A 15,504-nucleotide genomic window follows, 5' to 3' on the forward strand; every position below is an offset into this window, starting at 1 on the left:
AAAAGAATCCAAGAGCCTTTAAAAATCAAGGCTCTGTGGATCCAATCAGGTCAGGTGTCAGCGGGCCGTGATTTTCCAGGCGCGGTGGATCTTACCGTTGCGGGCAAAGTCCGGATCGATGGTCTTGTCGGTGATTTCCTCGACCGCATAACGGGTGGTGAGGTTCTCCTCCAGCACGAACTTGCGGAAGTTGTTGGAGAAGTACAACACCCCGCCCGGGGCCAGGCGCGCCATGGCCAGGTCGATCAATTGCACCTGGTCACGCTGCACGTCAAAGATGCCTTCCATGCGCTTGGAGTTGGAGAAGGTCGGCGGATCGATGAAGATCAGGTCGAACTCGTCACGGCAGGCATCGAGCCAGGCCATCACGTCGCCCTGCTCCAGACGGTTCTTGTCGGAGAAACCGTTCAGCGACAGGTTGCGACGCGCCCAGTCCAGATAGGTTTTCGACAGGTCGACGCTAGTGGTGCTGCGCGCGCCACCCTTGGCTGCATGCACACTGGCGGTCGCGGTGTAGCTGTACAGATTGAGGAAACGCTTGCCGGCCGCCTCTTTCTGGATACGCATGCGCATTGGCCGGTGGTCGAGGAACAGCCCGGTGTCGAGGTAGTCGGTGAGGTTGACCAACAGCTTCACGCCACCTTCGTTGACCTCGACAAACTTGCCCTGTGCCGCTTGGCGTTCGTACTGCTTGGTGCCGCTCTGACGCTCGCGTCGCTTGACCACCACGCGGCTCTTGTCGATGTTCAGGGCCTGAGGAATGGCGGCCAGGGCATCGAACATCCGGGCCGAGGCTTTTTCCGGGTCGATGGACTTCGGCGCGGCGTATTCCTGGACGTGGACCCAATCCTGGTACAGGTCGATGGCCATCGAGTATTCCGGCATGTCGGCGTCATACACGCGATAGCAGTCGATGCCTTCACGCTTGACCCACTTGCCCAGAGCCTTGAGGTTCTTTTGCAGGCGGTTGGCAAACATCTGCCCGCCTTCGCTCAAGCGCGGTTGCTCGATCACCACCGGGGCCGGTTTGATCGGGTTGCCGTTCTTGTTGTACTTCTCGTACTTGCCCGGCGCCACGTCGTTGTCAGCGACTTCGACTTCAGCCTGCTCGCGCTCGACCTGACGTTGTTCCGGAGTGCGGCGCTCGCCGGTGACGAACTGATCCGGGGTGACCTTGATCAGCAGCAACTTGCACGGCAACGCGCCGTTCCAGAACGAATACTGCTTGTGGCTGCGGATGCCCATGCGCTTGCCCAGGTCCGGGGCGCCGGTGAACACGGCGGCTTCCCAGTTCAGGCAGGCCTGGCGCAGACGCTCGCCAAGGTTCTGGTAGAGGTAGAGCAGGCTCGCCTCGTCACCCAGACGCTCGCCGTACGGCGGGTTGCAGATGACCAGGCCTTTCTGGTTCTGGTCCGGACGCGGCTCGAAGGTGCCGACTTCGCCCTGGTAGATCTTGATCCACTCGCTGAGGCCGGCGCGCTCAACGTTGTTGCGGCCCGGTTGAATCAGGCGTGGGTCGGCTTCATAGCCGCGAATCCACAGCGGAGGCTTGGCCAGGCCGGCGGCGCAACGCTCGGTGGCTTCTTCGTGGAGTTTTTTCCACAGCGCCGGAACGTGGCCGAGCCAGGCGGTGAAGCCCCACTGCTCGCGGCGCAGGTTCGGCGCCATATCGGCGGCGATCATGGCGGCTTCTACCAGGAACGTGCCGACACCGCACATCGGGTCAGCCAGCGCGCCGCCTTCGGCCGCAATGCGTGGCCAGCCGGAACGGATCAGGATCGCCGCCGCGAGGTTTTCCTTCAGCGGCGCCGCGCCCTGCTGCAAGCGATAGCCGCGCTGGTGCAGGCTGTGGCCGGACAGGTCGAGGGACAGGATCGCTTCGCCACGGTCCAGGCGCAGGTGAATGCGCAGGTCCGGATTGAGCTTGTCGATGGACGGACGGTCGCCCTGCGGGGTGCGCAGTTTGTCGACGATGGCGTCTTTGACTTTCAAGGCGCCGAAGTGGGTGTTGTCGATGCCCGAGCCGTGACCGCTGAACTCGACGGCCAGGGTGCCGTCATTGAGCATGTGGTCTTGCCACTCGATGTCGAGCACGCCGTGGTACAGGTCTTCGGCGTCCTTCATCGGGAACCGCTTGAGCACCAGCAGCACCCGGTTCGCCAGACGCGACCACAGGCACAGGCGATAAGCGGTTTCCATGGTGGCCATGCCGCGCACGGCCGAGGTGTGCTCACGCGCTTCTTCAAGGCCAAGCCCGACGGCTTCCTCGATGAGCAGGCCTTCAAGGCCTTTGGGGCAAGTGAGGAAGATTTCGAATTGATCGGACATTGGAATTTCAAAGCCTTTGGCTGAGTGAACCGACAACGCATTGCCGGTCCGGTTTTCAATCAGGCGCTTTTCTAAAAGAGCGCCCGCGTGGCACGAAGGTGTGCCGTCCCACCCTGACTGCTCGGGTTAAAAGAGCTTAGATGTCAGGGCAGATAAAATAGTTGAAGCAACAAAATGTCATAAAGCGACCCTTCGTCGAATAGTACCCCAGCGCAAACGTGGGTCATTCTCACTAAAGGATTACCCCGTCATACAGCGCGGGGCTGATCATACCGGGGTTTGACCAATAAACACGGGACAAACATCGTGTTACTTATGGCCATACCATCTTTATGGTTACGTTCTTATGACAAAACGATCATTCCCTCGATGTGACCTATTGGTTAGAACTCAACACAGGTTGACGTCGCAACGGCGTCAACACCTTGGCTCGCGACGCCGGCAGCGAGCCGCCAACGGCAGAGAATTTCTGCCAGACCTCGATTGAGGTCGACGCGATAAATACAGTCAACAAGTGAGGGCAACACCCTATGAGAAGACTTAAGCGTGATCCGTTGGAAAGAGCATTTTTGCGCGGATATCAATATGGCGTTGGTGGCAAATCCCGTGAGCTTTGCCCATTTACTCTACCGTCGGTACGCCAAGCCTGGATTAACGGCTGGCGCGAAGGACGCGGCGACAACTGGGACGGTATGACCGGCACTGCGGGAATCCATAGACTCAACGAACTTCACGCCGTTGGCTAACAAAGGGCCTGACACTGCAACACAATCACCTGATTACGTAACACCTTAACCACGCACGTCCCATCCGGACGGCGGGCTTCGGCCCAGGGGCACCTTCGAGGTGCCCTTTTTTATGCCTGCCTGATACACAAAATTGCTGCGAACTGCTTTTGTGGCGAGGGAGCTTGCTCCCGCTCGGCTGCGCAGCAGTCGTAAACCCTGCCACCGCGTTTTGCCTGACATACCGCGTTGACCGGGTTGGGGCTGCTGCGCAGCCCAGCGGGAGCAAGCTCCCTCGCCACAAGCAAGCCCCCTCGCCACAAAAGCCCGCTCCCACCGAGGTTCAGCGCAGAGCGGCAATGGCGTCGACCGACTCACGAATCAGCGCCGGGCCTTTATAGATGAAGCCCGAATACAGCTGCACCAGGCTCGCACCCGCCGCGATTTTCTCAGCCGCGTGCTTGCCTTCGGTGATACCACCCACGGCGATGATCGGCAAACGGCCGGCCAACTCTGCCGCCAACACCTTCACGGTATGGGTGCTCTTGTCGCGAACCGGCGCGCCGGACAGGCCGCCCGCCTCGTCGCCATGCTCCAGGCCTTCGACGCCAACCCGGCTCAGGGTGGTGTTGGTGGCGATCACCGCGTCCATCCCGGTTTCGATCAGCGCTTGTGCCACCTGCGCGGTTTCTTCGTCGGTCATGTCCGGTGCGATCTTGATCGCCAGCGGTACATGTTTGCCGTGGCGCAAGGCCAGTTCGGCCCGGCGCTGGGCCAGGTCGGCGAGCAATTGCTTGAGCGAATCACCGAACTGCAGGCTGCGCAGGCCCGGGGTGTTCGGCGAGCTGACGTTGACCGTCACATAGCTGGCGTGGGCGTAGACCTTGTCCAGGCAGATCAGGTAGTCGTCAACCGCACGCTCAACCGGCGTATCGAAGTTCTTGCCGATGTTGATGCCCAGCACGCCCTTGTATTTGGCGGCGGCAACACGGGCCAGCAGGTGATCGACGCCGAGGTTGTTGAACCCCATGCGGTTGATGATCGCCTCGGCGTCCGGCAGGCGGAAAATCCGTGGTTTCGGGTTACCCGGCTGCGCACGCGGGGTGATGGTGCCGATTTCAACAAAACCGAAACCCAACTGGGCAAAACCGTCGATGGCCGCGCCGTTCTTGTCCAGGCCGGCCGCCAGACCCACCGGGTTCGGGAACTCCAGGCCCATGACCTTCACCGGCACTTTCGCCGGCGCCTTGCACAGCAAACCGTTGAGGCCCAAACGCCCGCCCGCGCCGATCAGGTCCAGGGACAGATCGTGGGAGGTTTCCGGGGAAAGTTTGAACAACAGCTGACGGGCCAGGGTGTACATGGGCGGGTTTGACTCGAATGGCGGCGAAATGAGGCGGCGATTATAGCCGGGCATCGGGGTCGCAAGCGAGGCGCACACGCAAATCAACGCTCGATGGCATATGCCTTGCACCGACAAAGGCATCAGCACTCATGCCAACGACGGGATGAGTCGACAGACGATGGCGTCGTCACCCGGTTCTGCTCACGCGGGGGCCTGGGGCGACGCTTTTTTTTGCAAGGTGTTTAGCGATGAATGAAACCACAGTCGGCCCGTTGGCCTGGGTCAACGGCAGCGATGCCCCGGAAAAATCCGCGATCAACGTAGGATTCATGGCCCTGAGCGACTGCGCCTCGGTAGTGGTCGCCGCCACCCAGGGTTTCGCCCAACCCTATGGCCTGACCCTCAACCTCAAACGCCAGTCATCCTGGGCCAACCTGCGGGACAAACTGGTCAGCGGCGAACTCGACGCCGCCCACAGCCTCTACGGCCTGATCTACGCCGTGCACCTGGGCATCGGCGGCGTTGCCCCCACCGACATGGCCGTGCTGATGGGCCTGAATCAGAACGGCCAGAGCATCAACCTGTCCCACGGCTTGCAAGCGCTGGGCGTGACCGGTCCTGAAGCACTGCACCGGCACGTGCACCAAACTCGTCCAAAACTGACGTTCGCCCAGACCTTCCCGACCGGCACCCATGCCATGTGGCTGTATTACTGGCTGGCGAGCCAGGGCATTCATCCGTTGCAGGATGTCGACAGCGTGGTGGTGCCACCGCCGCAAATGGTCGCGCACCTGCAAGCCGGGCGGATTGACGGTTTCTGCGTCGGCGAGCCGTGGTGCGCCAGCGCGGTTAAACAGGATCTCGGGTTTACCATTTCGACGACCCAGACCATTTGGCCCGACCACCCGGAAAAAGTCCTCGGCTGCACCCGCGCCTTTGTCGAGCAATACCCCAACACCGCCCGGGCGCTGGTGATGGCGATCCTCGAAGCCAGCCGTTTCATTGAGGAAAGCCCCGAAAACCGCCGCAGTACTGCGCAATTGTTGAGCGCGCCCGAGTACCTCGATGCGCCGCTGGATTGCATCGAACCGCGTCTGCTGGGGGATTACGCCGATGGCCTGGGCCATCGCTGGCAAGACCCGCACGCTCTGCGCTTCCATGGTGGCGGCGAGGTCAATTTGCCTTACCTGTCCGACGGCATGTGGTTCATGACCCAGTTCCGCCGTTGGGGTTTGCTGCGTGAAGATCCGGATTACCTCGGCGTCGCGCGCAAGGTCCAGCAACTGGATCTCTATCGCGAGGCGGCGACGGCAGTCGGCGTTGCGGCCTGGGGTCAGGAGATGCGCAGCAGTCAGTTGATCGACGGCAAAGTCTGGGACGGCTCAGACCCGGCCGGCTATGCCCGAGGCTTCACACTGCACGCCATGAGCGACAGCTCGCCATTGCTCGCCAGCCGCTGACGGGAGACTGCGAATATGTTGCGTATCCTGCTGATCAACGACACGGCCAAGAAAGTCGGACGACTGAAAGCCGCCCTGACCGAGGCCGGGTTCGAGGTGATCGACGAATCCGGCCTGACCATCGACCTGCCCACACGCGTCGAAACGGTGCGCCCGGACGTAATCCTGATCGATACCGAGTCACCGAGCCGCGATGTGATGGAGCAAGTGGTATTGGTCACGCGTGATCAACCCCGGCCCATCGTGATGTTCACCGACGAACACGACCCCGGTGTGATGCGCCAGGCGATCAAGTCCGGGGTCAGTGCCTACATCGTCGAAGGCATTCACGCACAACGCTTGCAGCCGATTCTCGACGTGGCCATGGCCCGTTTCGAAAGCGACCAGGCCCTGCGCGCCCAGCTTCATGCACGGGATCAGCAACTGGCCGAGCGTAAGCGCATTGAACTGGCGAAAGGCTTGTTGATGAAGATGAAGGACTGCGGCGAGGAAGAGGCCTACACCCTGATGCGGCGCCAGGCCATGAGCCGCCAGCAGAAGTTGATTCAGGTGGCGGAGCAGATTATTGCCATGAGTGAGTTGCTCGGCTGAAGGACGCCTTCGCGGGCAAGCCTCGCTCCTACAGGGTTTGTGTCGTTCACAGCATTTGAATTCGCCGAAGTCCTGTAGGAGCGAGGCTTGCCCGAGGCTTGCCCGCGAATGGCCGCGACTCGGTCCCGGCTGTTGGCACAGATCTCGCTAAGTAATCTGTACAGGTAACCAACGGCGGTTGCCCCACCTACGACAAAGACGTCGCTCACCTCATTCGCCCATGGCGGATCCGGTGGCGGCGTTTTTTCGTTTTGGCCCCAGAGACCGGGGCCGGTGGTGCGGCCGTGGCGGCGCCCCACCTGCAAGCTCATGACTCCTTCTCGAGACGCTTAACAGCTGAGGTGCGCGATGAATTCAAGCTTCTGGAAATCCGGCCATACCCCGACATTGTTTGCGGCCTTCCTCTATTTCGACCTGAGCTTCATGGTCTGGTACCTGCTCGGCCCACTGGCGGTGCAGATCGCCGCCGACCTGCACCTGACCACCCAACAGCGCGGGATGGTGGTGGCCACGCCAATTCTGGCCGGCGCGGTGTTGCGCTTTGTGATGGGCCTGCTGGCGGATCGCCTGTCACCGAAAACCGCCGGCATCATCGGCCAGGTCATCGTGATCTGTGCACTGTTCGGTGCCTGGAAACTCGGGATCCACAGCTACGAACAGGCGCTGGTGCTCGGCCTGTTCCTCGGCATGGCCGGGGCGTCCTTCGCCGTCGCCTTGCCGCTGGCGTCGCAATGGTATCCGCCGCAGCATCAAGGCAAGGCCATGGGCATCGCCGGGGCCGGTAACTCGGGCACGGTTCTCGCGGCGCTGATCGCCCCGGTGCTGGCGGCCGCGTTCGGCTGGAGCAACGTGTTCGGCTTCGCCCTGATCCCGTTGATCCTGACCCTGATCGTGTTCGCATGGCTGGCGAAAAACGCTCCGGAACGGCCGAAAGCCAAGTCCATGGCCGACTACCTCAAGGCCCTTGGCGACCGTGACAGTTGGTGGTTCATGTTTTTCTACAGCGTGACCTTCGGTGGCTTCATTGGCCTGGCCAGCGCCCTGCCCGGCTATTTCAACGACCAATATGGCCTGAGCCCGGTCACCGCCGGTTACTACACCGCCGCCTGCGTGTTCGGCGGCAGTTTGATGCGGCCATTAGGCGGCGCTTTGGCGGATCGTTTTGGCGGCATTCGCACCTTGCTGGGCATGTACACGGTGGCGGCGATCTGCATTGCGGCCGTCGGGTTCAATTTGCCGAGTTCCTACGCGGCATTGGCACTTTTCGTCTGCACCATGCTCGGGTTGGGGGCCGGTAACGGCGCGGTGTTCCAACTGGTGCCACAGCGTTTTCGTCGGGAGATCGGCGTGATGACCGGGTTGATCGGCATGGCCGGCGGCATCGGCGGCTTCGCCCTCGCGGCGGGCATGGGCGCAATCAAGCAGAGCACCGGCAGCTATCAACTGGCCTTGTGGTTGTTCGCCAGCCTCGGCGTGCTGGCCTGGTTCGGTTTGTACGGTGTGAAACGCCGCTGGAGAACCACCTGGGGTTCGGCCGCCGTCACGGCGGCGCGGGTCTGAGGCTTCCATGAGCCTGCAACTGAGCTTCGCCGAAGCCAGCGCCATCGGCCCCCGCGCGGAAAATCAAGACGCCCTGCGCCTGGTCACGCCGGCCCCGGCGCTGGCGGCGAGCAAGGGTTATCTGTTTGCCATCGCCGACGGTGTCAGCCAATGCGCCGACGGCGGCCTCGCCGCCCGTTCGACCTTGCAGGCATTGGCGCTGGACTACTACGCCACCCCGGAAACCTGGGGCGTGGCCCAGGCATTGGATCGCCTGTTATCCGCACAGAATCGCTGGTTACAGGCTAACGGCGGTGGGCAGCCGCTGCTCACCACCGTCAGTGCTTTGGTCATGCGCGGCAGGCGTTTTACCTTGGCTCATGTGGGAGATTGTCGGGTGTATCGCTGGCACGCCGATCAGTTGCAGCGGATCAGCGAGGATCACGTCTGGGAGCAGCAAGGCATGCAACATGTGCTCAAGCGCGCCCTCGGCCTGGATCAGCATCTGGTACTGGATTTTCTCGATGGCGAACTTCGTCTGGATGAGCGTTTCGTACTGCTCAGCGATGGGGTCTGGGCGGTGCTGGGTGAAACCGCCATTGCGGCGATTCTGCGCGACCAACCCGATCTTGATAGCGCCGCCAAGACCCTGGTCAACGCCGCGCACCTGGCCGGCAGCCAGGACAACGCCAGCGCCTTGCTGGTGCGGGTCGATGCCCTCGGTGAAACGAGCATTGGCGATGCGCTGATTCATTTGCAGCAATGGCCCCTGCCGCCCGCGCTGAAACCGGGGCAATCCTTTGAAGGCTGGCAGGTGGAATGCCTTCTTGGGCAGAGCCAGCAATCGCTGCTGTATCGGGTGCGGGACGGGCAACAACAACCCTGGCTGCTGAAAACCCTGCCCGGGCATTTGCACGACGATCACCTGGCCGGGCAGGCATTGCTGTCGGAGGAATGGTTTCTCAAACGGGTGGCCGGGCGGCATTTTCCTGAAGTCCATGCCGCCAGTCAGCGTCAGCATTTGTACTACGTGATGCGGGAATATTCCGGATCGACATTGGCGCAGTTGTACGCCGATGTCGGCCCCTTGCCGCTGCCCCAGTGGCTGGATGTGGCCGAGCGCCTATTGCGGGCGGTTGGGATGCTGCATCGACGACAGATCCTGCATCGCGACATCAAGCCGGAGAACTTGCTGCTGGGGGACGACGGTGAGCTGCGCTTGCTGGACTTCGGCCTCGCCTACTGCCCTGGCCTGTCCGAAGACCAGCCCTCCGCCCTGCCGGGCACGCCGAGCCATATCGCGCCGGAAGCGTTTCACGGGGTTGCGCCAACGCCGCAACAGGATTTGTATGCGGTCGGCGTGACCCTGTATTTCCTGCTGACCGGGCATTATCCCTATGGTGAAATCGAAGCCTTTCAGCGCCCGCGCTTTGGTGTGCCGGTCAGTGCCAGTCGCTATCGGCCGGACCTGCCGGAGTGGATCGCTTTGAGTCTGGAGCGGTCGGTCGCGGTTGATCCGCAGCAGCGTTTTGAAACGGCGGAAGAATGGTTGTTGTTGCTGGAACAGGGGGAGCGGCGGAGTTTGAGTGTGCGTCCCCGGCCATTGCTGGAGCGTGAGCCGTTGAAGGTTTGGCGGACATTGGCGCTGATGTCGTTGGGGGTGAATGTGCTGTTGCTGGTTCTGGCATTGCACTCATCCTGACTCGATCCCTCGCCACACGTTTCATTTGCCCCAGGACCGGGCGATTCGCCTCGAATCGGTGCACAACTATAGATTTTGATCCTGCCCCCCCATCATGAGCCCGGCCAAACTAAGCCTTGAACGACTTGGCACAACCACTGCATTACCTTTCCCACCATACATAAAGCCCAGCCTTCAACGACGAAGGTTGTGCTTCCCGAGAGAACGGGACCAGGACAAAGGCGTCCTCGCTAGGCAACTAGCGGGACGCCTTTTTTTGTTTGCGCGAAATTTGTCGAGCACGACCTGAAAGCCCTGATGAGGCGAGTCTGAGCTCCCGGAGAACCTGATGAAAAAACTAAAACTGGTGATGATCGGCAACGGCATGGCCGGGGTTCGTACCCTGGAGGAACTGCTCAAGCTGAGCAACGAGCTGTACGACATCACAGTCTTCGGCGCCGAACCCCACACCAACTACAACCGCATCCTGCTCTCGCCGGTGCTGGCTGGTGAACAGACCTTCGAAGAGATCGTGCTCAACGATCTCGACTGGTACCTGAGCAACAACATCAAATTGCTGCTCAACCGCAAAGTGGTGGAGATCGACCGGATCAAGCGCCGGGTGATCGCCGAAGACGGCACCGAAGCCGAGTACGATCGCCTGCTGATCGCCACCGGCTCGACCCCGTTCATCCTGCCGATCCCCGGCAACACCTTGCACGGCGTGATCGGCTACCGTGACATCGCCGACACCCAGGCGATGATCAACACCGCGAAAACCCACAAGCACGCCGTGGTGATCGGCGGCGGCCTGCTGGGCCTGGAAGCCGCCAATGGCCTGATGTTGCGCGGCATGCACGTCACCGTGGTGCACATCGGCGAATGGTTGATGGAACGGCAACTGGACAAAACCAGCGGCCAATTGCTGCAAACCGCTCTCGAAGTCCGTGGCCTGCATTTTCGCCTCTGCGAACAGACCCAGGCCCTGCACGATGCCGGCAATGGCCGGGTCGGCTCGGTGCAGTTCAAGAACGGCGACATCATTCCCGCCGACCTGGTGGTGATGGCCGCCGGGATTCGCCCCAACACCGAACTCGCGGAAAAATCCGGCATCCCGTGCAACCGCGGCATTCTGGTCAACGACACCCTGCAAACCTACGACCCGCGCATCTATGCGATCGGTGAATGCGCCAGCCACCGTGGCATCGCCTACGGCCTGGTCGCGCCGTTGTTCGAACAGGCCAAGGTCTGCGCCAACCACCTCGCACAGCTGGGCTTCGCCACCTACAAAGGCTCGGTGACCTCAACCAAATTGAAAGTCACCGGCATCGACCTGTTCTCCGCCGGCGACTTCATGGGCGGCGAAGGCACCGAGACCATCACCCTGTCCGACCCGATCGGCGGGGTCTACAAAAAACTGGTGATCAAGGATGACGTGCTGGTCGGCGCCTGTCTGTACGGCGATACGGCAGATGGCGGTTGGTATTTCCGACAAATCCGTGAGAATCACGCCATCGGTGAGATCCGCGATCACCTGATGTTTGGCGAAAACGCACTCGGCGACGTAGGACATCAGGGCCAGGACAAAGCCATGAGCATGGCCGACACCGCCGAAGTCTGCGGCTGCAACGGCGTGTGCAAAGGCACCATCGTCAAGGCGATTCAGGAACATGGGTTGTTCAGCGTCGACGACGTAAAAAAACACACCAAGGCTGCCAGTTCCTGCGGTTCCTGCGCTGGCCTCGTCGAGCAGATCCTGATCAACACCGTCGGCGGCGCAGCGGACGTCAAACCGAAAAGCGAAAAAGCCATCTGCGGCTGCAGCGACCTCAATCACGGGCAGATTCGCCAGGCCATCCGCGAACAACATCTGCTGACCATCGCCACCACCATGAGCTACCTGAACTGGCGCACACCCAACGGCTGCGCCACCTGTCGCCCGGCGCTCAACTATTACCTGATTTCCACCTGGCCAGGCGAAGCCAAGGACGACCCGCAATCGCGACTGATCAACGAACGGGCCCACGCCAACATTCAGAAAGACGGCACCTACTCGGTGGTCCCGCGGATGTGGGGCGGTGTGACCAATCCGTCGGAGTTACGGCGGATTGCCGACGTCGCCGACAAGTACAACGTGCCGATGGTCAAGGTCACGGGCGGCCAGCGCATCGACTTGCTGGGGATCAAGAAGCAGGACCTGCCGGGGGTCTGGAAAGACCTGGACATGCCGTCCGGCCACGCCTACGGCAAATCCATCCGCACCGTGAAAACCTGCGTCGGCAGTGAGTTTTGCCGCTTCGGTACGCAGAATTCGACGCAACTGGGCATCGAACTCGAGCACGACCTGTTCAACATGTGGTCGCCACACAAAGTGAAACTGGCCGTCTCCGGTTGCCCGCGCAACTGTTCGGAAGCGGGGATCAAGGACGTAGGAATTATCGGCGTGGACTCGGGCTGGGAGATGTACATCGGCGGTAACGGCGGGATCAAGACCGAAGTCGCCGAATTCTTCGTCAAGCTGAAAACCGCGGAAGAAGTGCGCGAATACAACGGCGCTTTCCTACAGCTGTATCGGGAGGAAGCTTTCTACCTCGAACGCACCGTGCACTACCTGCAACGAGTCGGCATGGAACACATCAAGAAAGCCGTGCTGGAAGACCCGGAACGGCGCAAGGCACTGAATGATCGCCTGCAATTCTCCCTGTCGTTCGAACAGGACCCGTGGAAAGAACGCCTGGAACAGCCGCTTCTGAAAAAGGAATTCGACGTCATCCCCGTAAAAAACCTGGAGGTGCTGGCATGAACTGGCTGGATATCTGCGCACTGGAAGAGATCAATACCCTCGGCTCGCGGATCATCGCCGGGCCGAAAGGTGACATCGCGATTTTTCGTACCAGCGACGATGAGGTTTTCGCACTCGATGACCGCTGCCCGCACAAGGGCGGGCCGTTGTCCCAGGGCTTGATCTACGGCAAACGCGTCGCCTGCCCGTTACACAACTGGCAGATCGACCTGCAAAGCGGTGAAGCCCAGGCGCCGGATGTTGGCTGCGCCCATCACCATCCGGCGCGGGTGGAAAATGGTCGGGTGCTGCTGTCGCTGCGGGATGCAGGCTGATGAACCGCCAAATCACCGCCTCGACCTGCTGCTACTGCGGGGTCGGTTGCGGTGTGCTGATCGAGCATGACGGCGAGCGTATCCTTGGCGTCAGCGGCGATCCGGCGCACCCGGCCAACTTCGGCAAATTGTGCAGCAAAGGTTCCACCCTGCACCTGACCGGCGACCTCGCCGCCCGGGCGCTGTACCCGGAACTGCGCCTGGGCAAAGGCCTGGCCCGTGGCCGCACCGACTGGGACACCGCCCTCGATCACGCCGCCCAAGTGTTTGCTGAAACGATCGCCGAACACGGCCCGGACAGCGTGGCGTTCTACATTTCCGGGCAGTTGCTGACCGAGGACTACTACGCCTTCAACAAACTGGCGCGGGCGCTGGTGGGCACTAACAACATCGATAGCAATTCACGGCTGTGCATGTCGTCGGCAGTGGTCGGCTACAAGCGCAGCCTGGGCGCCGATGCGCCGCCGTGCAGCTACGAAGACCTGGAGCTGAGCGATTGCGTGATGATCGTCGGCAGTAACATGGCCTACGCCCACCCGGTCCTGTTCCGACGCCTGGAAGAAGCCAAATCCCGCCGCCCGCTGATGAAAGTCATCGTCATCGACCCACGTCGTACCGACACTTGCGATCTGGCTGACCTGCACCTGGCGATTTTGCCGGGCACCGATGTCGCGTTGTTCCATGGGATTTTGCACCTGCTGTTGTGGGAAGACTGGGTCGATCGCGACTTCATCAAGGCCCACACCGAAGGCCTGGCGGAGCTGAAAAACCTGGTACGTGATTACACCCCGCAAATGGTTTCGCAACTGTGCGGGATTGGCATTGAGCAACTGCAGCAGTGCGCCGAATGGGTCGGCACTTCGCCGAGCTTTCTGTCGCTGTGGTGCATGGGGCTGAATCAATCCACCGCTGGCAGCGCGAAGAACAGCGCACTGATCAATCTGCACTTGGCCACCGGGCAAATCGGTCGTCCCGGCGCAGGACCTTTCTCCCTGACCGGTCAGCCGAATGCCATGGGCGGGCGGGAAACCGGCAGCTTGTCGAACCTGCTGCCGGGTCATCGTGAAGCTGCCAATGCCGAGCACCGTGCCGAAGTGGCGACGTACTGGGGGGTTGAACAATTGCCCGAGAACACCGGGCTTACGGCGATCGAGTTGTTCGAACAGGTGCGCAGTGGCCAGATCAAGGCGCTGTGGATCGCCTGCACCAACCCCGCGCAATCCTTGCCGGACCAGACTGCCGTACGCGCAGCGTTGGAGGCCTGCCCGTTCGTGGTGTTGCAGGAAGCCTTTCGCACCACCGAAACCGCGGCGTTCGCCGACCTGCTGCTGCCCGCCGCGAGCTGGGGGGAGAAGGACGGCACGGTGACCAATTCCGAGCGGCGAATTTCCCACGTCCGCCAGGCCATTCGCCCACCCGGTGAAGCGCGGTCGGATTGGGCAATCACAGTGGATTTCGCACAACGCCTGGAGAAACGTCTGCGCCCTGCACAACCGGGTCTGTTTGCCTTTGATACGGCGGCCCAGGTATTCGATGAGTACAAGCAACTGACCCAAGGCCGGGATCTGGACTTGTCCGGCATCAGCCACGCGCTGCTGGATCGGCTCGGTCCGCAGCAATGGCCCTTCCCCACCGGCGCCAGCGAAGGCACGGCGCGGCTGTACCTGGACGGGGTATTCCCGACCGCCAGCGGTCGTGCGCAGTTCATCGCCGACCCGTACCGTGCCGCCAAGGAGCAGCGCGATGCGCGTTTCCCGCTGACCTTGATCACCGGCCGCCTGCGCGATCAATGGCACGGCATGAGCCGAACCGGCACCGCCGCGCAATTGTTCGGTCATGTCAGCGAAGCCGTGTTGAGCCTGCACCCGGATGAACTGCGCCGGCATCGACTGCAACCCGGTGATCTGGTCAGCCTGAAAAGCCGTCGTGGCGCGGTGATCGTGGCCGTCGGCAGTGACGACAGCGTGCGTCCGGGGCAGGCGTTTCTGCCCATGCATTGGGGCGACCGTTTTCTCAAGGGTGGCGTCAACGGGATCACTCAGCCGGCATTCGACCCCTTGTCGAAACAACCGGAACTCAAACACAGCGGCGTGCGCCTGGAACCGGTGCAACTGCCCTGGCACCTTTTCGCCTTGATCGAGGGCGATGTTCAACAACATTTCGAGACGCTACGCCCCCTCTGTGAGGCGTTTTCCTACGTCAGCCTCAGTCTGGCCGGCCGTGAGCGCCCGGCGCTGCTGATACGCGCTGCCAGCGCCACGCCGCCCGATGCGCAATTGCTGCGTGATATCGATCAGTGTCTTGGGCTTAACGACGGGCCTGTTTTGGCTTACGACGATCCTCGGCGCGCCATCGGCAAACGGGTGCGCATCGAGAACGGCCGGATCACCGCGATTCGCCTGGCGGGTGAAACCCTCGCCCAGCACTGGCTGCAAAGCCTCTGGCTCGAAGGTCGGGCCGACGAACAATTGCGGCGTTGGCTGCTGGCGCCATTGAGCGCGCCGCCGGGCAACGTCGACGCGCCGGCCGCCGGCCACAAAACCCTGTGCAACTGCAAAAATGTCAGCCAAAGCGCGGTCTGCGCCGGCATCAGCCGTGGCCTGGATCTGCAGGGCCTGAAACAAGAACTGGGCTGTGGCACGCAATGCGGTTCCTGCGTCCCGGAAATCAAGCGTCTGCTGGCTGCCACTGCGCAGCCAGTCGCCGTTATCTCGTGAG

The 15,504-nt window shown here is 61.7% G+C and carries 10 protein-coding genes; 8 read left to right on the plus strand and 2 right to left on the minus strand.

Annotated features, from left to right (window positions below):
* Positions 1-57: 57 nt before the first annotated feature.
* Positions 58-2,328, minus strand: a complete 2,271-nt coding sequence (gene rlmKL / locus FQ192_RS22860) for a bifunctional 23S rRNA (guanine(2069)-N(7))-methyltransferase RlmK/23S rRNA (guanine(2445)-N(2))-methyltransferase RlmL (protein ID WP_133836708.1) — start codon at positions 2,326-2,328, stop codon at positions 58-60.
* A gap of 530 nt (positions 2,329-2,858) precedes the next feature.
* On the opposite strand from rlmKL, the gene rmf reads away from it, so the two are divergent.
* Positions 2,859-3,074 carry a ribosome modulation factor gene (gene rmf / locus FQ192_RS22865; protein ID WP_003223300.1) on the plus strand — a complete coding sequence of 72 codons (216 nt, stop codon included), beginning with the start codon at positions 2,859-2,861 and terminating at the stop codon, positions 3,072-3,074.
* Positions 3,075-3,396: 322 nt separating this feature from the next.
* On the opposite strand, the gene FQ192_RS22875 is transcribed toward rmf, so the two are convergent.
* On the minus strand, positions 3,397-4,416 hold the full coding sequence (locus FQ192_RS22875) for a quinone-dependent dihydroorotate dehydrogenase (protein WP_149660571.1): 1,020 nt from the start codon (positions 4,414-4,416) through the stop codon (positions 3,397-3,399).
* 230 nt (positions 4,417-4,646) lie between these two features.
* On the opposite strand from FQ192_RS22875, the gene FQ192_RS22880 reads away from it, so the two are divergent.
* The 7 genes from FQ192_RS22880 to FQ192_RS22915 all read left to right on the plus strand — a co-directional run bounded on the left by FQ192_RS22880 (position 4,647) and on the right by FQ192_RS22915 (position 15,503).
* Complete coding sequence (locus tag FQ192_RS22880) at positions 4,647-5,858, plus strand: CmpA/NrtA family ABC transporter substrate-binding protein (RefSeq protein WP_149660572.1); 1,212 nt, start codon at positions 4,647-4,649, stop codon at positions 5,856-5,858.
* Between the two features lie 15 nt (positions 5,859-5,873).
* Positions 5,874-6,449 carry an ANTAR domain-containing response regulator gene (locus FQ192_RS22885; protein WP_149660573.1) on the plus strand — a complete coding sequence of 192 codons (576 nt, stop codon included), beginning with the start codon at positions 5,874-5,876 and terminating at the stop codon, positions 6,447-6,449.
* Between the two features lie 348 nt (positions 6,450-6,797).
* Positions 6,798-8,009, plus strand: coding sequence for a NarK/NasA family nitrate transporter (locus tag FQ192_RS22895; RefSeq protein ID WP_149660575.1), 1,212 nt, complete (start codon positions 6,798-6,800; stop codon positions 8,007-8,009).
* Between the two features lie 7 nt (positions 8,010-8,016).
* A complete protein-coding gene (locus FQ192_RS22900; protein ID WP_149660576.1) occupies positions 8,017-9,690 on the plus strand; it encodes a bifunctional protein-serine/threonine kinase/phosphatase in 1,674 nt (557 codons plus the stop codon).
* Between the two features lie 328 nt (positions 9,691-10,018).
* Positions 10,019-12,472: a nitrite reductase large subunit NirB gene (gene nirB, locus FQ192_RS22905; protein ID WP_149660577.1), complete on the plus strand. Its 2,454-nt coding sequence runs from the start codon at positions 10,019-10,021 to the stop codon at positions 12,470-12,472.
* Positions 12,469-12,786: a nitrite reductase small subunit NirD gene (gene nirD / locus FQ192_RS22910; protein WP_149660578.1), complete on the plus strand. Its 318-nt coding sequence runs from the start codon at positions 12,469-12,471 to the stop codon at positions 12,784-12,786. Before nirB ends, nirD begins: the two co-directional genes overlap by 4 nt.
* Positions 12,786-15,503: a nitrate reductase gene (locus FQ192_RS22915; RefSeq protein WP_149660579.1), complete on the plus strand. Its 2,718-nt coding sequence runs from the start codon at positions 12,786-12,788 to the stop codon at positions 15,501-15,503. Before nirD ends, FQ192_RS22915 begins: the two co-directional genes overlap by 1 nt.
* Position 15,504 lies beyond the last annotated feature (1 nt).

The organism is Pseudomonas sp. ANT_J12 (genome assembly GCF_008370045.1).
Lineage (GTDB): Bacteria > Pseudomonadota > Gammaproteobacteria > Pseudomonadales > Pseudomonadaceae > Aquipseudomonas.